Here is a 22,061-nt window from a genome sequence, read left to right on the forward strand (position 1 = left end):
GCCCTGGCATCCGCGCCGTCCGGCAACCATTCATTTCCATTGAACCCAGAAATTCGAGAGGCTGACATGAGCTACGTGTTTTCTCCCGCCCCCGTGGCCAGCGTGCCCGTGGTGGGCAGCGGCGACCGCTTTCCCGTACACCGCATTTATTGCGTGGGCCGCAACTACGAAGAGCATGCCAAGGAAATGGGCTTCACCGGCCGCGAGCCACCCTTCTTCTTCATGAAGCCCGCCGATGCCATCGTGGTGGTCAACGCGGGCGAAACGGGCCAGCTGCCCTACCCCAGCCTCACCGCCAACCTGCACCACGAGATCGAACTGGTCGTGGCCATCGGTAAGGGTGGCAAAAACATCAAGGCCGCCGACGCATTGGCACACATCTACGGCTATGCCGTGGGCCTGGACATGACACGCCGCGACCTGCAAAACGACATGAAAAAACAGGGCCGCCCCTGGTGCATCGGCAAAGGCTTTGACGCCAGCGCGCCCATTGGGCCCATCACCCCGGCAGCGCAGGCGGGCGACGTTGCCAAGGCGGCCATCTGGCTGCAGGTCAACGGAGCGGACAAGCAGCGCAGCAGTGTGGCGCAGCTGATCTGGAACATTGCCGAAACCATCGAACACCTTTCGGCCGCGTGGGAGCTGCAGCCCGGCGACCTGATCTACACCGGCACCCCCGAAGGCGTGGGCGCCGTGGTGCGCGGCGATGTGCTGGAGGGTGGTGTCGAAGGCCTGGGCACGCTGCGCTTGAGCGTGGTGTAACGCCCTGGCCGGGGCGCCGCGCGGCCCCAGTCTGGACGCACAGCCCCTGCACTATGCTTTTCATAGCTGCTTGCGCTTATAGAACAAGCGCTGGCAGCCGATTTGATTTGAAAAATCCTCCGATGACCTTCCGCAGCCCCATCAAACACTGCCGCGCCTGTGGCACCGCCGTGGTCTACCGCCTGCCGGACGACGGCGACACCAAACAGCGCGCAGTGTGCCCCGTCTGCAACACGGTGCACTACGAGAACCCGCTCAACGTGGTGGGCACGGTGCCCGCACTGCCCGATGGCCGCATCCTGCTGTGCAAGCGCAATATCGAACCCCGCTGGGGCAAGTGGACCCTGCCCGCAGGCTTCATGGAGCTGGACGAAACCACGGCCCAGGGCGCCGCGCGAGAAACAGACGAAGAGGCTGGCGCCCAGATTGAAATGGGCCCGCTGTTCAGCCTGCTGAATGTGCGCCGTGTGGGCCAGGTACACCTGTTTTACCGCGCCACGCTGCTGAGCGACCAGTTCAACCCCGGCTACGAGACCATCGAGGCGCGTCTGTTTGCCGAAGACGAGGTGCCCTGGGACGAGCTGGCCTTCCGCACCGTGAAGGAAACCTTGGAATGCTACTTTGCCGACCGCAAGGCGGGCGCCATGGGTATGCACTTCATTGACATCGAATAGGCCGTGGGATGACTGCCACTACCACCTCCACGTCCCCTGCCCCGGCCAGCACACCTCCCGATGGCCTGCCAGCCTACCGCTTGCTCACAGGCCCTGATGACGCCAGCTTTTGCCGCCGTGTCAGCGACGCGCTGGCACTGGGCTACCGGTTGTACGGATCCCCCGCCGCCACGTTCAACGGCCAGACCGTGATCGTGGCGCAGGCCATTGTGTGGCCTGGCACAGTGGTCTGACCTCCGCCCGTCCGACGCATCGCCGGTCGCGGGCCGTCAGCCGCCGAGCGCGCCGTGTCACGGCTTGGCGGGTATGACGATGACGGTACTGCCATCGCCCGAGGTTCCGGTATTACCGGTGTTGCCCTTGCTACCAGTGTTGCCGGTGTTGCCCTTGGCACCCGTGGCACCTGTATCCCCCTGGTAGCCCGTGGCGCCTTGCATGCCGGTAGCACCCGTGCTGCCCTGCCCGCCTGTGGCCCCTGTGGACCCCATGCTGCCCGTAGCCCCTGTGTAACCCGTGTTTCCCTGGTTGCCCGTGGCTCCAGTGGCTCCGGTATAGCCGGTGTCACCGGTCTTGCCGGTATATCCCGTATTGCCGGTATTGCCCTGCGCTCCCGGGGGGCCCATGGGGCCGGTGCAGGCGCCGAGGGTGAGGGTGGCCAGCACAAGCAAGGTGGTGGTAATCGTTTTCATGGTGAGTCCTTTGGCGTTGCATGCAGTCCAACAACGACTGCATGGGCCAATGTGCGGGCCCCACCATGAAAGGTCTGTTCGTTTACGCGCATAAGCCAGGCGCCAGCCGCACCATCGAGTGACTGGCGATGCCGTCCTACAACGTCAAAGTTGGCAGCGTTGTGCAACGCTTCGGTGGCTTGGGGTGCGCAGGCCCACCCCGCCGCTTCGCACCTACCCGCCGACCCGCTCCTCGGCTGGCACAGGCGGCCGGGACGAACCAGCAGGGTCCGTGGTGACCGGTGGCAGCCCATCACCGCTGGGCCGTGGCGGAGTTCCGGGCCAGGGGGCCGGTGCAGAGGGGGATTGCGCATCCCCTCCGAACAGGCCCCGGATCCATTCCCGCATCGCGCCCAGTGATCCATCCGCCGGTGGCGGGGGGGTATCCACAAACTCGTCTACAAAGCGGTCATTCCCGTTGATCGCCCTGGTGCGAATGGCCTGCTGCATGAACTCGCCCACCATGGGCAACGCGCTGCGCGCCCCCTGCCCCCACGCATCGCTGCGCAGCGTGATGCGGCCGTCGTTGAAACCCGCCCAGGCACCCGCCACAACGCGCGCGTGCATGAGGATGAACCAGCCGTCGGTGTTGTCCTGCGTGGTGCCGGTCTTGCCCGCCACATCGGCCTGGATGCCATAGCGGGTGCGGATTGCGGTGGCCGTGCCCCGGTCGATGGCGCCGCGCATGGTATTGCGCAAGGTCTGCGCGGCGCGTGGCTCGAAAACCGTTTCGGGGGCAGACGGCGCAAAAGTCTCCAGCACCTTGCCGTGGCGGTCCTCGATGCGGGTAATCAGCACGGGCTCCACATAGCGGCCCAGATTGGCGATGGAGCTGTAGGCCGTCACCATTTCCTTCAGGGTGACCGGGCTGGTGCCGAGCGCCAGAGATGGCACCTCTTCCAGCGGCGACTGGCGCACCCCCAGGGCCCGGGCCACCTCGGCCACGCGGGCCGGGCCCACCTGCTGCATGACCTGTGCGGTGATGGTGTTCTTGGAAAACGCCAGACCATCGGCCAGCGTCATGGGCTGGTCGCTGGGCGGGCCACCATCGGTGGGGCGCCAGACGCGGCCTCCACCCAGGGGGATTTCTACGGGCCCGTCCATCAGCGTATCGCTGGGCGACGCGCCACTGGCAAACGCCGCGCCATACACAAAGGGCTTGAACGTGGAGCCGGGCTGGCGCCGCGCCGCCTGCACATGGTCGAACGGGTCTTGCGCAAAATCGCGGCTGCCCACCCACGCCAGCACATGGCCAGTGACCGGGTCCTGCGCCAGAAAACCGGCCTGCACGCGCGTCTTCTCGGCGCGCAGTTTCTGCAGGAAGGCGGTGTCATCCAGCAGCGCCTGCAATGCCTCTTCCGGGGTCTGGCCCTTGTCCACGGCGTTGCGGTATTCGGGGCTTTCGCGCACCAGCGTCTGTACCAGCTCGCTCTTCGGGCCCCAGCCATTGCGCTGGGACCAGGCGGTGTCGGCCACGCCCTGCAGCTGGCGCCCCTGGCGCGCCACGGCCTGGTTGGCAATGGCCTGCAGGCGCGAGTCGATGGTGGTGCGGATCACCAGGCCATCGGCATACAGGTTGTAGCCATGGCTGTCGGCCCACTCGATGAGCTGCTTGCGCAACTGCATCGCAAAGTGGGGCGCGGGGCCCATGACCTCGGTCTGGCGCTCGAAATTGACGCGCAGCGGGCGTTTTTGCAGGGCCTCCAGCTGCTTTTCTTCGAGCTTGCCGCGCTTGACCATTTGCGACAGCACGGTGTTGCGCCGTGCCTGGGCACGCTCGGGGTTGAGCACGGGGTTGTAGTAGGCCGTGCCCTTGAGCATGCCGATCAGCGTGGCGCTTTCCAGCACGTTGAGCTTGTCGGCCGACTTGTCGAAATACGTGCGCGCGGCCATCTCGATACCGTAGGCGTTGTAGAGGAACGGCACGGTGTTGAGGTAAGTCTCCAGGATCTCGTCCTTGGTGTACGACGCCTCGATCTTGAGCGCGGTGATCGCCTCCTTGAGCTTGCGCGTGAGGGCCTGTGGGAACACGCGCGAGCGCCCGATCTCCTCCGGAAACAGGTTGCGTGCCAGCTGCTGCGTGATGGTGGAGCCACCCTGAGGGTCCCCGCGCAGCGTGTGCACCACCGACGATGCCGTGCGCCGCCAGTCCAGACCAAAGTGGTCGTAAAAACGGTGGTCTTCGGTGGCGATGAGGGCGTCCACCACGTTGGGCGATATCTGGCTCAGCTCCACCCATTCGCGGTTGGCCCAGCGGTATTCGGCCAGCAGCTTGCCGTCCACCGACATGAGCTGCGCGGGCAGCTCGCTTTTGGCCTTGCGGATGTCACTGATGGAGGGGGTGAACGGGATCAGCACCAGCGTGTAGACCAGCACGGCGGCAGGCACCGCCAGGGCTCCCCACATCAGCGCGCGGCGCAGCGGGCGGGGTATCCAGGCGAACAGGCCGGCCAGCCAGCGGAACAGGGCCGCCGCGCGGGCCTGAAAGGAAAGCAGCAATGTGCGCATCAAAAACTCAGAGAAAGGGGAGATTGCCTCAGGCGCCTGTGCCCGACAGCAGGGCCAGCATGCCGACTTCGTCCAGCACGGGCACGCCAAGCTCTTCGGCCTTGGCCAATTTGCTGCCGGCCTCGGCGCCCGCCACCACATAGCTGGTCTTCTTGCTGACCGAACCGGCCACCTTGGCGCCAGCGGCTTCCAGCATGTCCTTGGCGGCATCACGGCTGAGCGTGGGCAAGGTGCCGGTCAGCACCACCGTCTTGCCCGCCAGGATCTGCGGGGCACGCTCGGCCACCGGGCCTTCGGGCCAGGTCACGCCGCAGGCGCGCAGTTGCTCGACCACCTCACGGTTGTGCGGCTGCTGGAAGAAGGTGTGCAGGCTCTGTGCCACCACGGGGCCCACATCGTTCACCTCCAGCAACTGCTCCACGCTCGCATCCATGATGGCGTCCAGCGTGCCAAAGTGCCGAGCGAGGTCCTTGGCCGTGGCCTCGCCCACATGGCGCAGCCCCAGACCGAACAGGAAGCGCGGCAAGGTGGTCTGCTTGGATTTTTCGAGCGCAGCCAGCACGTTCTGGGCCGACTTCTCGGCCATGCGCTCCAGCGCGATGAGCGACGTGAGGCCCAACCGGTACAGGTCGGGCAGCGTGCGGATCACGTTGGCATCCACCAGCTGGTCCACCAGCTTGTCGCCCAGGCCTTCGATGTCCATGGCGCGGCGCGCGGCAAAGTGCAGTATGGCCTCCTTGCGCTGCGCGGCGCAGAACAGGCCACCCGTGCAGCGGTGGTTGGCTTCGCCCTTTTCGCGGACCACATCGCTACCGCACACGGGGCAGGCTGCGGGCATGCGGAAGTTGGGCACATACCCCGTGCGCTTGCCCGGCATCACGCCCACCACCTCGGGGATCACATCGCCCGCGCGGCGCACGATGACGGTGTCGCCCACGCGCACGCCCTTCTTGCGAATCTCGAACAGGTTGTGCAGCGTGGCATTGGTGACGGTGACACCGCCCACAAACACTGGCGCCAGGCGTGCGACCGGCGTGATCTTGCCGGTGCGGCCTACCTGTACGTCGATGCCTTCGATCTTGGTGGCCATCTCCTGGGCCGGGTACTTGTGCGCCACGGCCCAGCGCGGCTCGCGGGTCTTGAATCCCAGGTCGCGCTGCAGCTGCAGGGAATTGACCTTGTAGACGACACCGTCGATGTCGTACGGCAGCGCATCGCGGCTGGCGCCCACCCGCTGGTGAAATGCTACCAATTCAGTAGCGCCTACCGCAATCTGCACCTGCGCTGCCACCGGAAAACCCCATAACTTCAGCGTCTGCAGCATCTCGTAGTGCGTGCGGAACACCGGCCCGCCATCGCCGGGCGGCGTGATGGCGCCCAGGCCATAGGCAAAAAAGCTCAAGGGGCGCTGGGCGGTGATGCCGGAGTCGAGCTGGCGCACCGCACCCGCTGCGGCGTTGCGTGGGTTCACAAAGGTCTTACCGCCCTGCTCACGCTGGCGCTCGTTGAGAGCATCAAAGTCTGCACGGCGCATGTAGACCTCGCCACGTACTTCGAGCAGCGGCGGTACACCGCCAGGCAGCGTGAGGGGTATCTGCCGGATCGTGCGGATGTTGTGCGTCACGTCCTCGCCCACCTCGCCATCACCGCGCGTAGCGGCCTGCACCAGGCGGCCGTTTTCGTAGCGCAGGCTCATGGCCAGGCCGTCGAACTTGGGCTCGGCCACGTATTCGATGGCTGGGTCCGATTCCGACAGGCCCAGCTCGCGCCGCACGCGGGCATCAAACGCCTGCGCGCCGGTGGCCTCGGTGTCGGTTTCGGTGTGGATGCTGAGCATGGGCACCGCGTGGCGCACCGATGCCAAGCCCTCCATCACCGCACCAATCACGCGCTGCGTGGGCGAATCGGGGGTGACGAGGTCGGGGTGCGCGGCCTCCAGCGCCTGCAACTCGCGGAACACACGGTCGTATTCGGCATCGGGCACCGTGGGTTCGTCCAGCACGTAGTACTGGTGCGCCCAGTGGTTGAGCTGGTCGCGCAGTGCTTTGATTTTGATAGCTGGTTGCGCTTGATCTGCGGGCGCTGGAGCCGAAAAAAGATCAGATTGCTCAGTCATGGCGGACCGCCCTGGGGTTCTTCTGGACGAAGCCCAATTCCTGGTTGCCAACAAAGCCGGCAGATTCATAGAGTCGGTGCGCTTGCTTGCGTTGAGCACCCGAGAGAAGAAATACCTTGCAGCAATTCATTGTCCAAGCTGCATCCAGAGCGAACTCCAGAGCAGCAAGTGCCAGCCCCCGGCGACGAAAGCGCTCGCCCGTAATCACGTGCTCAATGACACCGATGGGCATTCCTGCACTCGCGAAATTGGGGATCGAAGCCAGCATGCAGGTGGCACCGACTTCGCCTTCGCAAAGCGCAACGACGAGGCGCGCCTGCGGAGACTGCAACACGACACGAAAATGCGCCAAGGATGCATCACTGTCCACCTCGGGGTCCTGAGGCCGCAGTTCTCTGTACAGAGCTTTGACGGCGCCGTGGTCAGCTTCGGTTGCCAGACGGACCTGCATTGCACTCATGCGCTGCACTAGCTGAACAGTCGTCGCGCCAGCACCGACCCCGCCGACAGATCCCGTCCATCGAGCTGGTCATACAGCAGCTCCAGGTCCGCAGCAATCGGATCCATGGCCATCGCGGGCAGCGGCTGGCCGTTTTGGTCGCAGAGCACCCCGTCCATGGCCTCGCACAGCGCGGCCCCCACGTCGCGCAGGCGCGCAAAGGGTTGTTCGGTACGGTGGACTTGCGCCACGTCCAGGCTCAGAGTGATGTCGCGGATGGCGGACTGGTCGGGGTCTTCGGCCAGCGCAGCCTGGGTGTCGTAGCCCAGCGTGAGCAGGGGCGGCAAGCCCTGTGCGCTGGCAGGCAGCACCAGGCGGCCGGGCATGGCACCGGGCACAAAGCCCAGGCGGGCGGCGTTCTGCTGCACGTAGCCGGGGCTCCAGGCGGCCTGGCGGGCGCGCAGCATGAACATGAGCTGGGCGTCGTGGTCGCTGGCGAACTGGTCCAGCTCACGCGCACGGGCCACTTCCTGCAGCATGTCGGGGAAGTCAGGGGCGGCATTGATCGCGTCGGCAAACGCCTGGGCCTTGACGACGAACTCGGAGAACTCGATCTCGTTGAGCGCGCCCATGCGGTTGGCCAGCTGCACACCGGCTTGGAAGCTCTGGTAGCGCTGGCCCGGTGCAGGGGTTTCCCACTGCTGGTTCGCTTCGTTGAGGCCTTCGATGGCGAACGGCTTGCTGCCTGCGCGGCGGGTCGGCGGCAGCGCGGCCAGAGCAGCATCGCCCGACACCACATGCTCGGGCTGCAGCGATGCAATGACATCGATGAGCGGATCGAGCCCGGGGCGGCGCTCCAGCGAAAACGGTGGCACGGGCAGCTGCAGGGCCTCATCGGCATCGACCGCATGCTCCGAGGGATCGGGGCCCCGGTCGAGGCCGTGAAACTCACCCGGCGGTACGGCCACGGCAGCCCCCGCATCGAAGCCGGGCTCCTGGCGCTGGACCGGCTCACCGGCGGGATCCACGGGCTCTTGCGGCAGCGCTCGCTTGGGCGCATTGCGGCGCGAGGTCCAGGTGTTGTAGGCCACGATGAGGGCCAGCACCAGACCGCCGATGATGGCCAGACTCAGTTGCAATGTGCTCATGGGTTCAGAGAATTTGAGTTTTTCAGGCGTCGGCCATCGAAAGCGCGGACTCCATGTCCACCGCTACGATGCGCGACACGCCCTGCTCCTGCATGGTCACGCCGATCAGTTGCTCGGCCATTTCCATCGCGATCTTGTTGTGGCTGATGAACAAAAACTGCGTGCCCTTGCTCATGCTGGACACGAGCTTGGCATAGCGTTCGGTGTTGGCGTCGTCCAGCGGCGCGTCCACCTCGTCCAGCAGGCAGAACGGCGCGGGGTTGAGCTGGAAGATGGCAAACACCAGCGCGATGGCCGTGAGGGCCTTTTCGCCCCCCGACAGCAGGTGAATGGTCTGGTTCTTCTTGCCGGGTGGCTGGGCCATCACCTGCACGCCGGAATCAAGGATTTCGTCGCCCGTGATGATGAGCTTGGCCTGGCCGCCGCCGAACAGCTCGGGGAACATGCGCCCGAAGTGGCCGTTGACGGTGTCAAAGGTGCCCGAGAGCAGCTGGCGTGTTTCGCCATCGATCTTGCGGATCGCGTCTTCCAGCGTGTTCATGGCCTCGGTCAGGTCGGCGGTTTGCGCATCGAGGAAGATCTTGCGCTCGCTGGCGAGCTTGAGCTCGTCCAGCGCTGCCAGGTTCACGGCGCCCAGGGCGGCAATCTCGCGGTGCAGGCGGTCAATTTCGCTTTGCAGGCCACCCACGCGCACATTGCCTTCGGTGATCGACTGGGCCACGGCTTCGAGGTCGGCCTGGGCGTCGGTCAGCAAGGTGGTGTACTGCTCCAAGCCCAGGCGCGCGGCCTGCTCCTTGAGCTGGAATTCGGTGATGCGCGCACGCAGCGGGTCGAGCGCACGTTCGAGCTGCATGCGGCGTTCATCGCTGGCGCGCAGCTTGGTCGTCAGATCGTCGTATTCGCTGCGCTGGGCGGCGAGCGCCTTTTCGCGCTCCATCTTCACTTCCAGCGCGGCCTGCAGGCCGCCTTGCGCAGCCGCATCCGACAGGCGGGCAAGCTCATCGCGTGCGCGCTGCTCTTCGTCAGCCAGAGCCTTGGCCTGCTGGGTGGCGGTTTCGATGGAGCGGTTGAGTTCGCCCCGGCGCGCCTCCAGGCTGCGCTGCGAAAACGTGGCCTCTTGCGCCTGGCGCTCCAGCGTGCGCTGCTGCTCGCGGCAGGCGGTGAGTTTGCGCTCGGCTTCGATGACCTTGTCGCCCAGCTGGGCCTCGCGCTCCTGGCTGTCGGCCAGCTGCATGTCCAGTTCTTCAAAGCGTGCCTCGGCGGCCACGCGGCGCTCCTGCAGGTCGGCCAGCTGGGCTTCCACCTCGGCCAGATCGCCGTCGATTTGCTGGCTGCGTGCGCGGGTCTGCTCGGCCAGCTGCGTGAGGCGCAGGGTTTCGACTTGCAGCTCGTGGGCACGACTTTGTGTTTCGGTGGCTTCGCGGCGTGCGGCCACGAGGCGCTGGGAAGCATCGGCATACGCGGCCTCGGCACGGACCAGGGCGGTGCGTGATTCTTCGGCGATCAGGGCCTGCGCGCGCAGCTCCTTTTCGAGGTGCTCGATTTCCTGCGCGCGGGCCAGCATGCCCGACTGCTCGGAGTCCTGTGCATAAAAGCTCACGCTGTGCGCGCTGACAGCATGGCCCGTGGGCACAAACACCACTTCGCCGGGTTGCAGCTGGCTGCGGCGGGCCAGAGCGTCGTCCAGGGTGGGAGCGGTGTAGCACCCCTGCAGCCAGTCCACCAACACCGCACGCAGGCCCGCATCGTTCAGGCGCAGCAGGTCCGACAGGCGGGCGTGGGGGGACGATGTTTCGGGGTGGCCCGCAGCGGGGGCGCTGTAGAAAGCCAGGCGTGCGGGCGGCGCATCGTTACCGCCGGAACCCAGGAAGCCGCGCACCATGTCCAGGCGCCCTACTTCCAGCGCGGCCAGTCGCTCGCGCAGGGCCGCCTCGAGCGCGTTTTCCCAGCCGGGCTCGATGTGGATGCGGCTCCACAGTCCTTGCAGGCCGTCGAGCCCATGTTTGGCAAGCCAGGGACGCAGCTTGCCGTCGGTCTTGACCTTTTCCTGCAGCGCCTTCAGGGCCTCCATGCGGGCCGACAGGTCGGCCTGGCGAGCGCTTTCGGTGTTGACGGCCTGCTGGCGCGCGCGGCGGTCGTCGTCGAGCTGGGGTACGGACTCCTGCAGCTCGTGCAGGCGGGCTTCGGTCGTTTCTGCGATCTCTTGCGCTTCTTCGAGCTGCTCGCGCAGTTTGGTCAGGCGGGCTTCGTCGGGCGCGGCCAGCGCGTTGCGGTCGGTGCGCAGGCGCTCGAAACGGGCGTCGAGCTGGCGGCTTTGCTCGTCAAAGCTGCGCTGCTCGGCAGCGAGCACGCCAATCTGCTGCTGCACCTGCACCACGGCAGTCCGTTGCTCGGTCGTGCGGCTTTGCGCCTGGCGCAGGGCCTCTTCCAGGTCGGGCAGCTGCATGGCCTGTTCTTCGACCTGGGCGGCCAGCATCTCGGCGCGTTCTTCGGCGTCCACCCCGGCACCGGCTAGGTTTTCCAGCTCAATGTCGGCCTCTTCCTTGCGGGCCTGCCACTGGGCGATCTGCTCGGCCAGCGTGACCAGGCGCTGCTCCACGCGCTGGCGGCCTTCTATCACGTAGCGGATCTCGGCTTCGAGCTTGCCGACCTCGGCCGTGGCTTCATAAAGCTTGCCCTGGGCCTGGTTCACCTGGTCGCCAGCGGCGTAGTGGGCCTGGCGGATGGTTTCGAGATCAGACTCCACCGCGCGCAGATCGGCCATGCGCGATTCCAGGTCGTTCACGGCCTGCAGGCCGTCCAGGCGCACCTTGTTCTGCTGCTCCTCAGCCTCGGCCCGCTTCAAAAACCACAGCTGGTGCTGCTTGAGCGTGGCGTCGGCCTGCAGGGTGTTGTACTTGGCGGCCACCTCGGCCTGCTTTTCGAGCTTTTCGAGGTTGGCGTTCAGCTCGCGCAGGATGTCTTCAACCCGCGTGAGGTTCTCGCGCGTATCCGACAGGCGGTTTTCGGTCTCGCGGCGACGCTCCTTGTATTTGGAGACGCCCGCAGCCTCTTCGAGGAACAGGCGCAGTTCCTCAGGGCGGCTTTCGATGATGCGGCTGATGGTGCCCTGGCCGATGATGGCGTAGGCACGGGGCCCCAGGCCCGTACCCAGGAACACGTCCTGCACGTCGCGGCGGCGCACGGGCTGGTTGTTGAGGTAGTAGCTGCTGGTGCCGTCACGCGTGAGCACGCGGCGCACGGCCACCTCGCCGTACTGGCCCCACTGCCCGCCCGCGCGGTGGTCGGAGTTGTCGAAGACCAGCTCCACACTGGCGCGGCTGGCCTGCTTGCGGGTAGTGGTGCCGCTGAAGATCACGTCCTGCATGGACTCGCCACGCAGCTCGCTGGCCTTGCTCTCGCCCAGCACCCAGCGCACCGCATCCATGATGTTGGACTTGCCGCAGCCGTTCGGGCCCACCACGCCGACCAGTTGCCCGGGCAGCATGAAGTTGGTGGGTTCAGCGAACGACTTGAAACCGGAAAGCTTGATCGAGGTGAGACGCACGGGTCAGGGGGCGGGCAAAAAGAGGAAGAAGGCTGGGGTGCAAAAAGTGGCGCCAGACGGACGTTCCGGGCCGGAACACGCAGGCCGCAGCAAGGGCGGAATGATACCGCGCCGCCCGATGACCACGGGCCCTTGGCAGCATGCCCAGACGCCAGAGCGAGGGTGCGACAGAAACATTTGGAAAAAACAGGCCCTACCGCTTATCCAGCAACGATTTCACGCTATGAATATTGATATTCTGCCGCAGTGCCAGCAAGGCCCGGGGCCGGATGGGGGCAGCGTTCCTGGGTTACGCGCCGTGTGCGTCGTGTACGTCCTGCGGGTCTTGCGCATCCACCCCATTGGTTTTGCGCACCAGTGCCTCAAACTCGGCCACGGGCACGGGCGGGCTGAAGAGGTAGCCCTGCCAGGCGTGGCAGTTGTGGCGCTCCAGAAACTCGCGCTGGGCCTCGGTTTCCACGCCTTCGGCAATCACCCGCAGGCCCAGGCTGGTGCCCAGGGCTACCACGGTGCGGGCGATGGCGGCGTCGTTGGGGTCGGTGAGCACGTCGCGCACAAAACTCTGGTCGATCTTGAGCTGGTCCAGCGGCAGGCGCTTGAGGTAGGCCAGCGACGAGTACCCGGTGCCAAAGTCGTCCAGCGAGAAGCCCACGCCATATCCCTTGAGCTGGCCCATCTTCTCGATCGTGTCTTCCACGTCCTGCAGCAGCAGGCCTTCGGTCAGTTCCAGCTTGAGCTGCGGCCCCTGCGCGCCTGAGCTGGCCAGTGCTGCCAGCACCTGGGCCACAAAACCGGCCTGGTGGAACTGGCGCGGGCTCACGTTCACGGCCAGCCCCAAACCCGCCAGGTCGGCGTGCCGCGCCCAGCGGGCCAGTTGCGCGCAGGCCGCCTGGAGCACCCATTCACCCAGCGGAAGGATGAGGCCGGTCTCTTCCGCCAGCGGGATGAAATGCGCAGGCGAGACAAACCCGTCGCGAGGATGGCGCCAGCGCAGCAGCGCCTCGGCCCCCGTGATGCGGCCTCGGTCGATCTGCGGCTGGTAGTACAGCTCGAACTGGCCCTGCGCCAGGCCGATGCGCATGTCCAGCTCCAGCGCGGCGCGCGCGCTGACAGCAGCCTGCATCTGGGGGTCGTAAAAGCGCAGGGTGTCGCGGCCCGCATTTTTGGCCTGGTAGAGCGCCAGGTCGGCCCGTTTGAGCAGCTCGTCCACCGTCTCGCGCATGCCGCTGAAAATGGTGACCCCCATGCTCAGCGAGCTGTGGTGCGCCGCGCCGTTGAGCACGTAGGGCTCGCGCAGGGCGGTCAGGATGCGCTGACCCACCTCTTCGCTGCGGGCCGCAGCCTCCTCAGGGTTGTCGCCCAGGTCTTCCAGCACCACCACAAACTCGTCGCCCCCCTGGCGGGCCACGGTGTCGTCCTCGTGCACGCAATTGCGCAGCCGGTGGGCCACCTGCAGCAGCAGATTGTCGCCGCTGTCGTGGCCCCGGGTTTCGTTCAGTGTCTTGAAATTGTCCAGATCCAGCAGCAGCAAGGCGCCGCTGCGCTGGTGGCGGGCACTGGTGGCCAACGCCTGCTGCAACCGGTCCATGAGCAGGCGGCGGTTGGGCAAGCGGGTGAGCGGGTCGTAGTAGGCCAGGTTGTTGATCTCTTCCTCGGCCGCCTTGCGCTGACTCAGGTCCTGCATGGTGACAAGGTGCCCGCCCTCCACCACCACCCCCGACACCTCGACGGGCCGCCGTGTGCCATCGGCACAGCGAATGGTGTATTCGCGGGCGGGTATAACCCCGTCGCCCGCCACGGCCTGCTTTGCGGCCTGGCGCCAGGCATCGTGGACAGCGGTGCGTTCAGATTCGTCGGGGTAAGCGCGCTGCCACCAGGTTTCCACGTCCGGTACGTCTTGCGCCGTGTAGCCACAGACCTGCACGTAGCGGTCGTTGCGAAAACTGATGCGGCCGTCGGTCTGGACCAGGCACAGGCCCATGGGCAGGCGTTCCAGGATGCCGCGCAGCCGGTGCTCGTTGCTGCGCAGGGTGTCTTCCATGCGCTTGCGCGCGGTGATGTCCTGCACCACCGCGATGTGGTGGTCAGGCCGGGCCCCGGGTACCCACATGGGCGACACCGTGAGGTCCACCCACACGATGTGCCCGCTCTTGTGGAGGTAGCGCTTTTCGAGCCGGTACTCGGGCACTTCGCCTTTCTTGAGGCGTTCCAGGTGCTGTGTGTCGGCCTCCAGGTCGTCAGGATGGATGAGGGCCTGGACATGGAGCGCAGCCATCTCCTCAGGGCTGTAGCCCACGATGTCGCAATAGCGCTGGTTGGCGCGCAGAAATCGGCCGGTGGTGGTGTCCAGCAGCGCCACGCCCACGCTGGCCTGGTTGAACAGGGCATGAAACCGTTCTTCGCCTTCGCGCCGGGCATCTTCGGACACCTGGGCCCGTGCGAGGGCCAGCGTGCGCTGGCGCACCAGCAGGCCCACGGTAGACGCGAGCAGCAAGGAGACCAGCGCACCGCCCAGCCCCACCAGCACAGGCAGCCGCGCCTCGGAGGGCGACAGGAACGAGCGCGCCGGGTAGAAGGTCAGTCGCCAGCGCCGGTCATGCACCTGCAGGTCGCGCACAAACGGCTGCGCCCCCGGCAATGCCGCCGATGACTGTGCCAGCAAGGGCCGCACCGTGGAGTCGGCAGAGCCTGCCCGCACCGAACCATGGTCGGCCATGGAAACGACGATCCCGTTGAGCAGGCCCTGGCTGCCCAGCGCCTGCACCAGGTCATACACCCGGATGGTGGATGCCACAGCCCCCAGAAAACGAGGCTCCGGCGTGCCCGCCGTGTAGTCGAAAACCGGCACGCGGATCACGAATCCCTGGCGGTGTGTTTCTTCCTGCAGCAAATCAAACGGGGCAGAGACCACGGTGTGGCCGCTGTCCCGGCTGTACTGCATGGCGGCCAGGTTGGTGGGCTGGCTGCTGATGTCAAAGCCCAGCACACCTTCGTTGCCTGCCATGGGCCACAGGTATTCGGCCACAAAGTATTCCGCCCGTTCGCCCGGCGGCCGGATGGTGAAGTTGGGGTAGCCCTGGGAGGTCAGCGAAGTGTCGGCACGCACGCGGGCTTCGTAGGCGGCCCGCTCGGCGCCAGGCACCCAGCGGGTGAACGACAGGTTGCGCACACCGGGGTAGCGCTGGCCCACCTCCAGGTCGCTGGCCGCGCGCTCAAACTCCAGGCGCGTGAGGTGGGGATTCGCTGTGAACAGGCCGCGCAGGCCGTTGACGACTTCGGTATGCCCTTCGATGCGCTGGCTCAGCGCATCGGCAAACCCGCGCGCCTCCTGCATGAACCGCGCGCGCCCGACCTGGGCCACAGAGTCGGCCTGCTGCCAGGCCAGCCAAAGGCTCACCGTCACGCCGAGCACAGCCACGCCCAACCCGGCCATCCAGTGCCGGTATCGACCGTTTTGCGTCAGTGGGGCCATGGCGTGGGGCGGGTGGGCGTTGGCATTCGGTATCAGAGCAGAGCCTGGACAAAGGTACCTGCGTTATGGGTATGTGCCATGGCAGCCGCACCAAGGATTCGGGCAAAGCGCAGGATAGCGGCAATCTGCCATCCGTTGGAGCAAGCGGCGGCACAACAACTGGTTACCAATCAGTTATTTGGTAGAAAGTGCCGTCAGCGCAACACCCTCATGCGTCGACAGCTATGAATTGATGAGCGGTTTTCATAACCCAGGTCAAGAGACTGTCTGCCCCGGGCGGCCCGCCACCGGGTACGGCGCAAAGCGGCTTCGATTCTCGTTCACATCCAGCGCGCGCCCTATGGGGGGAAACGCCCGCTGCGGGCAGCCGTCGCGCTCACACACCTTGCAGCCCATGCCAATCGGCACTGCCGCATCCGGGTCGGCCAGATCCAGCCCGCGCGAATACACCAGCTGCGGTGCGTGGCGGATGTCGCAGCCCAACGCCACGGAGAACTCCTTGCCGGGCACGCCCCACCCTCCCCCGCTGCGCGCTACGGTGCGCGCCACCCACAGGTAGGCGCGGCCGTCAGGCATGCGCGCCACCTGTGGCACGGTGCGGCCGGGCTGGGCAAAGGCCTCGTACACATTCCACAGCGGGCAGGTGCCGCCGATCTTGCTGAAGTGAAAGTGTGTGGCCGACTGCCGCTTGCTGATGTTGCCCGCCCGGTCCACCCGGATGAAGAAGAACGGTACGCCCCGCGCGCTGGGCCGCTGCAAGGTGGACAGGCGATGGCACACGGTCTCGAAGCCGACACCAAACTGCTGGCCCAGTCGGTCGATGTCGTAGCGCGCCGCTTCGGCCGCCTGCATAAAGGCCGTGTAGGGCAGCACCAGCGCCCCCGCAAAGTAGTTGGCCAGACCGATGCGCGCCAGCGCCCGGGCCTGGTCGCTGGACAGCCCGGCGCTGTCGGCCAAGCGCTGCAGCTCCGCGCCCTGCTCCAGAAACGCCAGCTGCGTCGCCATCTGAAACGCGCGCTGCCCGCGCTCCAGCCCCGCCGCCAGCTGCAGCAGCCCGGCCTCGGCCTGGAACACGCGCTGCGCCTGGCCAGGCAGGTCGGCCACATCCACCACGCGCACCCCGTGGGCCACGAGCAGGCGTTGGGCCAGCGCCTCATCGGCCCGGCCGGGCAGCAGGCCCCAGTCGGCGGCACATCGCTCGGCCGCGTCGTCCAGCTCGGCAATGTGGTTCTGGCGCGCAAAGAAGAAGTCGCGTACTTCTTCATAGGCCATGGGTGGGTGCGGGGCCAACACGCCCTCGCCGCTGCGGTCATTGCCCAGGGCCGCCAGCCGCTCCAGGGCCTGCCGGTGCCGCTGGTGGAGCGCCAGTAGTGTGCGCGCGACGGCAGGCATACCTGCGGCCAGCTCGCGGATCTCGGCCAGCGAGACGGCATCGCCCGCGCCCTCCCAGCCCACACCCGCAGGCAGGTCAGCCAGCACCTCTCGAAGGCCGGTGATCAGACGCGCCTCGTCGTCGTCAGAAAACCGCTGCACATCCACACCGAACACGGCGTTGATCTTGAGCAGAACGGGCACCGTGAGCGGGCGCTGGTTCTGCTCCAGCTGGTTGAGGTAGCTGGCCGACAGGTCCAGCGCCCGGGCCAGCGCCACCTGGGTCATGCCGCGCTCTTCGCGCAGGCGGCGCAAGCGCACACCCATGAAGGTTTTTTTCATTCCATCTTTCTCAGTGGTGCTTCGCAGCACCTTCACCATCATTCGCAATATTTGCAAATTGACGGTTTTTTATTCGCAATCATTCGCCAATTCAGGACTTACAGAGGGATGTCATTGTGCGTAAATTGCGAAGCATGACAACCCCCACTGGCACCGTCGAGCTGACGGAAATCGTGTTCCCCGCCGAAGCCAACCACTACGGCACGCTGTTTGGCGGCAACGCCCTGCAGCTCATGGCCAAGGCGGCGTTTCTGGCAGCGCGCGGCGCAGCACAGCGCGATGTGGTGATGGCGGGCGTGACCGACGTGCGTTTTCTGGCCCCCGTGCCCGTGGGCCATGTGCTCACGCTGCGCGCCTGGGTCAGCCGCATCGGGCGCAGCTCGCTCACCGTGTGCGTGAACGGTCTGGCCGCCACGCTGGGCTCGCCCCAGGACGAAGTGCTGAAGGGGATTTTTGAAATGGTGGCGGTGGATGGCAAAGGCCGCCCCGTTGCCATCACCAACACATATGTAAACCAGGAGACCGCATGACTACCACCGTTGAAACCCCGGGCTTCAAGCCCAAGAAGTCCGTCGCGCTCTCAGGCGTGACGGCGGGCAACACCGCCCTGTGCACCGTAGGCCGCACGGGCAACGACCTGCACTACCGGGGCTACGACATCCTCGACATTGCCGAGGTCTGCGAATTCGAAGAAATCGCCCACCTGCTGGTGCATGGCAAGCTGCCCACGCGCGCCGAACTGCGCGCCTACAAGGCCAAGCTCAAGGCGCTGCGCGGCCTGCCGATGAGTGTGAAGCAGGCGCTGGAGCAACTGCCCGCCGCCAGCCACCCCATGGACGTGATGCGCACGGGCGTCTCGGCCCTGGGCTGTGCGCTGCCTGAAAAGGACGACCACAACCTGCCCGGAGCGCGCGACATTGCCGACCGGTTGATGGCGTCGCTGGGCTCCATGCTGCTCTATTGGCACCACTGGGCCAGCTCGGGCCGTCGCATCGAGGTGGAGACCGATGACGACTCCATCGGTGCGCACTTCTTGCACCTGCTGCACGGCTCCAAGCCCAGCGCGGCGTGGGAGCGTGCGATGCACACCTCGCTGAACCTGTACGCCGAGCACGAGTTCAACGCCAGCACCTTCACCGCCCGCGTGGTGGCGGGCACGGGCAGCGACATGTATTCGGCCATCACCGGCGCCATCGGTGCGCTGCGGGGCCCCAAGCATGGCGGCGCGAACGAGGTGGCTTTCGAGATCCAGAAGCGCTACGACAGCCCGGACGAAGCCGAGGCCGACATCCGCCGCCGCGTGGAGGCCAAGGAGGTGGTCATTGGCTTCGGCCACCCGGTCTACACCGTGAGCGACCCGCGCAATGTGGTCATCAAAGGCGTTGCGCACAACTTGTCGCAAGAGGCTGGCAGCACCAAGATGTATGACATTGCCGAGCGGCTGGAGACCGTGATGTGGGAGGTGAAAAAGATGTTCCCCAACCTCGACTGGTTCAGCGCCGTGAGCTACCACATGATGGGTGTGCCCACCGCCATGTTCACGCCGCTGTTCGTCATTGCGCGCACCAGCGGCTGGGCGGCGCACATCATCGAGCAACGCATAGACAACAAGATCATCCGCCCCAGCGCGAACTACACCGGGCCCGAAGACCTGGCGTTTGTCCCGATCCAGGACCGCAAATAAAAATCAAGACGACCCAGTACCCAGCCCCATGGCCATGAACACCCTGTACCGCAAGCAACTGCCCGGCACGCAGCTGGACTACTTCGACGCCAGCGAGGCCGTCAATGCCCTGCAACCCGCCGCCTGGGCCACCCTGCCCTACACCGCCCGCGTGTTTGCCGAAAACATCGTGCGCCGCGCCGATCCGGCCACCGTCAACGACTGCCTGCGCCAGCTCGTCGAGCGGCGCAGCGACCGCGACTTCCCCTGGTACCCGGCACGCGTGGTGTGCCACGACATCCTGGGTCAGACGGCCCTGGTGGACCTGGCGGGCCTGCGCGATGCGATTGCCAAGGAGGGTGGCGACCCGGCCCAGGTGAACCCCGTGGTGCCAGTGCAGCTCATCGTGGACCACTCGCTGGCCGTGGAATGTGGTGGGTTCGACCCCGATGCGTTTGCCAAGAACCGCGCCATCGAAGACCGCCGCAACGAAGACCGCTTTCACTTCATCGAGTGGACGAAAAAAGCCTTTGCCAATGTGGATGTGATCCCGGCGGGGAACGGGATCATGCACCAGATCAATCTGGAAAAAATGTCGCCCGTGGTCCATGCCGACCGGGGCGTGGCCTACCCCGACACCTGCGTGGGCACCGACAGCCACACACCGCATGTGGACGCCCTGGGCGTGATCGCCATCGGCGTGGGCGGCCTGGAGGCCGAGAACGTGATGCTGGGCCGCGCATCGATGATGCGGCTGCCCGAGATCGTGGGCGTGCAGCTGACCGGCCAGCGCCAGGACGGCATCACCGCCACCGATGTGGTGCTGGCGCTCACCGAGTTTTTGCGCAAGGCCAAGGTGGTGGGTGCCTACCTGGAGTTCTTTGGTGAAGGCGCAGCCAAGCTCACGATTGGCGACCGCGCCACCATCTCGAACATGGCGCCCGAATACGGCGCCACGGCGGCCTTGTTCAGCATCGACGAACAGACGCTGGAGTACCTGACGCTGACCGGCCGCGAGGCGGCACAAGTGAAGCTGATCGAGACCTATGCCAAGGCAGCGGGATTGTGGTCCGACACCCTCAAAGACGCGGTGTACGCGCGCAACCTGGTGTTCGATCTATCGAGCGTGGTGCGCAACCTGGCCGGCCCCTCCAATCCGCATGCGCGCGTTGCCACGTCCGACCTGGCGGCCCAAGGCATCGCGGGCCCCTGGGCCATGCCCGCACCACAGGACGGCACGATGCCCGATGGCGCCGTGGTCATTGCCGCCATCACCAGCTGCACCAACACCTCCAACCCGCGCAACGTGATCGCCGCAGCGCTGCTGGCGCGCAACGCCAACCGGCTGGGCCTCACGCGCAAGCCCTGGGTCAAGACCTCGCTGGCGCCCGGCTCCAAGGCGGTGGAGCTGTATTTGAAGGAAGCGGGTTTGCTGGCCGACCTGGAAAAGCTGGGCTTTGGCATCGTGGCCTTTGCCTGCACCACGTGCAACGGGATGAGTGGCGCGCTGGACCCTGCCATCCAGCAGGAGATCATCGACCGCGACCTGTACGCGACCGCAGTGCTCTCGGGCAACCGCAATTTCGACGGGCGCATCCACCCCTATGCCAAGCAGGCGTTTCTGGCCTCGCCCCCGCTGGTGGTGGCCTATGCCATTGCAGGCACGGTGCGTTTTGACATCGAGAAGGACGTGCTGGCCGTGGTGGACGGCCAGGCGATTCGCTTGAAAGATCTGTGGCCCAGCGATGAAGAAATCGACGCCGTGGTGAAAACTGCCGTGAAGCCCGCGCAATACCGCGCCGTGTACGAACCCATGTTCGCCATCCGACACGACGATGGCCAGCGCGTCTCGCCGCAGTACGGCTGGCGAACGCAGTCCACCTACATCCGCCGCCCGCCCTACTGGGACACTGAGGGCATCGGCGCACTCGCCGCGACACCGCGCACCCTGCAGGGCATGCGCCCGCTGGCCATCCTGCCCGACAACATCACCACCGACCACCTGTCGCCATCCAACGCCATCCTGCCGGACAGTGCAGCGGGCGAGTACCTGGCGCGCATGGGCGTGCCCGAAGAGGACTTCAACTCCTACGCCACGCACCGGGGCGACCACCTCACGGCCATGCGCGCCACGTTTGCCAACCCGCAGCTCGTCAACGAGATGGCCGTAGTGAATGGCAAAGTGAAAAAAGGATCACTCGCCCGCGTGGAGCCCGAAGGCCAGGTCATGCGCATGTGGGAGGCCATGGAAACGTACCTTAACCGCCGCCAGCCGCTCATCATCATTGCCGGTGCCGACTACGGCCAGGGGTCCAGCCGCGACTGGGCCGCCAAGGGCGTGCGGCTTGCGGGAGTGGAGGTGGTGGTGGTCGAGGGCTTCGAGCGCATCCACCGCACCAACCTGATTGGCATGGGGGTGTTGCCGCTGGAGTTTGAGGCGGGGGTCAACCGAACCACGCTGGGGCTGGATGGGACGGAGACCTACGACGTGGAAGGCCACCGCGCGCCAGGCGCCTGTCTAACGCTGGTCATCCGCCGTCAAAATGGGGGATGCGCCAAAGTACCTGTGACTTGCCGCCTGGATACGGCCGAAGAGGTTTCCATCTACGAAGCCGGTGGCGTCCTGCAGCGCTTTGCGCAGGACTTCCTGGCCGCCAGCCATGCGGAGCGAGGCACAGGCCATGAAAGGCCCCCGATTGATCTTCGTGGCCAAGCCACCGCCTGAAGTGGCCGCAGCGATGTGGAAGACCGTTGCACGCAATGGGCTGGACAGCAGCACCCTGTCCCCCCAGGACAACTGGCACCAGACCCTGTCAGACCGCTATGGGGACACCCCGGAGGTGCGCCAGAAAATGCTGCGCGCGGGCGCACGCGTGAGGGCGCAGGCCTGCACGCTGGTGCTCAACCGGATCCGCGACGGGGTGCACAAGGGACAGGGCAAAAACACAATCCACTGGTCCTTTAGGGCTCGTGGAAGGCCGCACTGCTTCGATGCTTTGCTTGTTGCCGTCCGACAAGCGTTGTACGAAGAAGGACTGGCAACGGAAACGGGCCACACACCACACAGCACGATCAGCTACTGGGCGCCAACCCGCCTGGGCCCCACCCGGATGGACCCGATTGCCTGGACCCTCGATGAACTTCTGCTGGTCGTGGGCGGCAACGGCAAAACCTACAGCTACGAAACCATTGGCAGTTGGCCATTGCAGCCCGCACCGCCAGATCCCACCAACACACAACTGCGGCTGTTTTGAACCGCCGTCAACCACCATCCGGCTGCACCGGCCTGCT

General features: G+C 66.0%; 15 protein-coding genes. 7 read left to right on the plus strand and 8 right to left on the minus strand.

What is annotated here, in order from left to right; genetic code table 11:
- The first annotated feature begins 66 nt into the window (after nt 1–66).
- From NFX52_RS05655 to NFX52_RS05665, 3 genes are all read left to right on the plus strand, one after another.
- Nucleotides 67–762 (plus strand): fumarylacetoacetate hydrolase family protein, encoded by a 696-nt coding sequence (locus NFX52_RS05655; protein ID WP_055397839.1) that lies wholly within the window; start codon nt 67–69, stop codon nt 760–762.
- Nucleotides 763–884: 122 nt separating this feature from the next.
- Nucleotides 885–1,436, plus strand: a complete 552-nt coding sequence (locus NFX52_RS05660) for an NUDIX hydrolase (protein WP_055397838.1) — start codon at nt 885–887, stop codon at nt 1,434–1,436.
- Nucleotides 1,437–1,444: 8 nt separating this feature from the next.
- Nucleotides 1,445–1,669 (plus strand): DUF1737 domain-containing protein, encoded by a 225-nt coding sequence (locus NFX52_RS05665; protein ID WP_055397837.1) that lies wholly within the window; start codon nt 1,445–1,447, stop codon nt 1,667–1,669.
- A 57-nt stretch (nt 1,670–1,726) separates the two neighbouring features.
- Here the strand turns inward: NFX52_RS05665 and NFX52_RS05670 are convergent, their stop codons facing one another.
- The 8 genes from NFX52_RS05670 to NFX52_RS05705 all read right to left on the minus strand — a co-directional run bounded on the left by NFX52_RS05670 (nt 1,727) and on the right by NFX52_RS05705 (nt 17,107).
- Nucleotides 1,727–2,125 carry a collagen-like domain-containing protein gene (locus NFX52_RS05670; protein WP_055397836.1) on the minus strand — a complete coding sequence of 133 codons (399 nt, stop codon included), beginning with the start codon at nt 2,123–2,125 and terminating at the stop codon, nt 1,727–1,729.
- Between the two features lie 213 nt (nt 2,126–2,338).
- A complete protein-coding gene (locus tag NFX52_RS05675; protein ID WP_207401861.1) occupies nt 2,339–4,672 on the minus strand; it encodes a penicillin-binding protein 1A in 2,334 nt (777 codons plus the stop codon).
- Nucleotides 4,673–4,700: 28 nt separating this feature from the next.
- The gene (gene ligA, locus NFX52_RS05680) at nt 4,701–6,788 is read right to left on the minus strand and encodes an NAD-dependent DNA ligase LigA (protein ID WP_055397833.1); all 2,088 of its coding nucleotides are present in this window, start codon (nt 6,786–6,788) and stop codon (nt 4,701–4,703) included.
- On the minus strand, nt 6,781–7,239 hold the full coding sequence (locus NFX52_RS05685; protein ID WP_238385582.1) for a GNAT family N-acetyltransferase: 459 nt from the start codon (nt 7,237–7,239) through the stop codon (nt 6,781–6,783). The genes ligA and NFX52_RS05685 overlap by 8 nt, the downstream gene beginning before the upstream one ends.
- 17 nt (nt 7,240–7,256) lie before the next feature.
- Nucleotides 7,257–8,375, minus strand: a complete 1,119-nt coding sequence (locus tag NFX52_RS05690; protein ID WP_055397831.1) for a hypothetical protein — start codon at nt 8,373–8,375, stop codon at nt 7,257–7,259.
- Nucleotides 8,376–8,397: 22 nt separating this feature from the next.
- Nucleotides 8,398–11,922, minus strand: coding sequence for a chromosome segregation protein SMC (gene smc, locus NFX52_RS05695; protein ID WP_207401862.1), 3,525 nt, complete (start codon nt 11,920–11,922; stop codon nt 8,398–8,400).
- Nucleotides 11,923–12,211: 289 nt separating this feature from the next.
- Nucleotides 12,212–15,394: a bifunctional diguanylate cyclase/phosphodiesterase gene (locus tag NFX52_RS05700; RefSeq protein WP_252635572.1), complete on the minus strand. Its 3,183-nt coding sequence runs from the start codon at nt 15,392–15,394 to the stop codon at nt 12,212–12,214.
- Between the two features lie 255 nt (nt 15,395–15,649).
- Nucleotides 15,650–17,107: a short-chain fatty acyl-CoA regulator family protein gene (locus tag NFX52_RS05705; RefSeq protein ID WP_055397944.1), complete on the minus strand. Its 1,458-nt coding sequence runs from the start codon at nt 17,105–17,107 to the stop codon at nt 15,650–15,652.
- A 134-nt stretch (nt 17,108–17,241) separates the two neighbouring features.
- Here NFX52_RS05705 and NFX52_RS05710 point away from each other — a divergent pair, with 134 nt between their 5' ends.
- Genes NFX52_RS05710 through NFX52_RS05725 form a run of 4 tightly spaced genes read left to right on the plus strand, consistent with a single transcriptional unit; the run spans nt 17,242 to nt 22,024 of the window.
- The gene (locus NFX52_RS05710; protein WP_055397827.1) at nt 17,242–17,637 is read left to right on the plus strand and encodes an acyl-CoA thioesterase; all 396 of its coding nucleotides are present in this window, start codon (nt 17,242–17,244) and stop codon (nt 17,635–17,637) included.
- Nucleotides 17,634–18,791: a bifunctional 2-methylcitrate synthase/citrate synthase gene (prpC, locus tag NFX52_RS05715; RefSeq protein ID WP_055397826.1), complete on the plus strand. Its 1,158-nt coding sequence runs from the start codon at nt 17,634–17,636 to the stop codon at nt 18,789–18,791. The genes NFX52_RS05710 and prpC overlap by 4 nt, the downstream gene beginning before the upstream one ends.
- Before the next feature lie 34 nt (nt 18,792–18,825).
- Nucleotides 18,826–21,495, plus strand: coding sequence for a Fe/S-dependent 2-methylisocitrate dehydratase AcnD (gene acnD / locus NFX52_RS05720; protein WP_252635577.1), 2,670 nt, complete (start codon nt 18,826–18,828; stop codon nt 21,493–21,495).
- Nucleotides 21,452–22,024 (plus strand): hypothetical protein, encoded by a 573-nt coding sequence (locus tag NFX52_RS05725; protein ID WP_082437411.1) that lies wholly within the window; start codon nt 21,452–21,454, stop codon nt 22,022–22,024. The genes acnD and NFX52_RS05725 overlap by 44 nt, the downstream gene beginning before the upstream one ends.
- The last annotated feature ends 37 nt before the right edge of the window (nt 22,025–22,061 follow it).

The organism is Acidovorax facilis, assembly GCF_023913775.1.
GTDB lineage: Bacteria > Pseudomonadota > Gammaproteobacteria > Burkholderiales > Burkholderiaceae_C > Acidovorax > Acidovorax facilis.

Excerpts from the sequence above, each read along its gene's own strand:
- NFX52_RS05700 (WP_252635572.1), bottom strand. The coding sequence starts at position 15,394 with ATGGCCCCACTGACGCAAAACGGTCGATACCGGCACTGGATGGCCGGG.
- prpC (WP_055397826.1), top strand. The coding sequence starts at position 17,634 with ATGACTACCACCGTTGAAACCCCGGGCTTCAAGCCCAAGAAGTCCGTC.
- acnD (WP_252635577.1), top strand. The coding sequence starts at position 18,826 with ATGAACACCCTGTACCGCAAGCAACTGCCCGGCACGCAGCTGGACTAC.
- NFX52_RS05660 (WP_055397838.1), top strand. The coding sequence starts at position 885 with ATGACCTTCCGCAGCCCCATCAAACACTGCCGCGCCTGTGGCACCGCC.
- NFX52_RS05705 (WP_055397944.1), bottom strand. The coding sequence starts at position 17,107 with ATGAAAAAAACCTTCATGGGTGTGCGCTTGCGCCGCCTGCGCGAAGAG.
- NFX52_RS05675 (WP_207401861.1), bottom strand. The coding sequence starts at position 4,672 with ATGCGCACATTGCTGCTTTCCTTTCAGGCCCGCGCGGCGGCCCTGTTC.
- NFX52_RS05690 (WP_055397831.1), bottom strand. The coding sequence starts at position 8,375 with ATGAGCACATTGCAACTGAGTCTGGCCATCATCGGCGGTCTGGTGCTG.
- NFX52_RS05685 (WP_238385582.1), bottom strand. The coding sequence starts at position 7,239 with ATGCAGGTCCGTCTGGCAACCGAAGCTGACCACGGCGCCGTCAAAGCT.
- NFX52_RS05725 (WP_082437411.1), top strand. The coding sequence starts at position 21,452 with ATGAAAGGCCCCCGATTGATCTTCGTGGCCAAGCCACCGCCTGAAGTG.
- NFX52_RS05655 (WP_055397839.1), top strand. The coding sequence starts at position 67 with ATGAGCTACGTGTTTTCTCCCGCCCCCGTGGCCAGCGTGCCCGTGGTG.
- NFX52_RS05665 (WP_055397837.1), top strand. The coding sequence starts at position 1,445 with ATGACTGCCACTACCACCTCCACGTCCCCTGCCCCGGCCAGCACACCT.
- ligA (WP_055397833.1), bottom strand. The coding sequence starts at position 6,788 with ATGACTGAGCAATCTGATCTTTTTTCGGCTCCAGCGCCCGCAGATCAA.
- NFX52_RS05670 (WP_055397836.1), bottom strand. The coding sequence starts at position 2,125 with ATGAAAACGATTACCACCACCTTGCTTGTGCTGGCCACCCTCACCCTC.
- NFX52_RS05710 (WP_055397827.1), top strand. The coding sequence starts at position 17,242 with ATGACAACCCCCACTGGCACCGTCGAGCTGACGGAAATCGTGTTCCCC.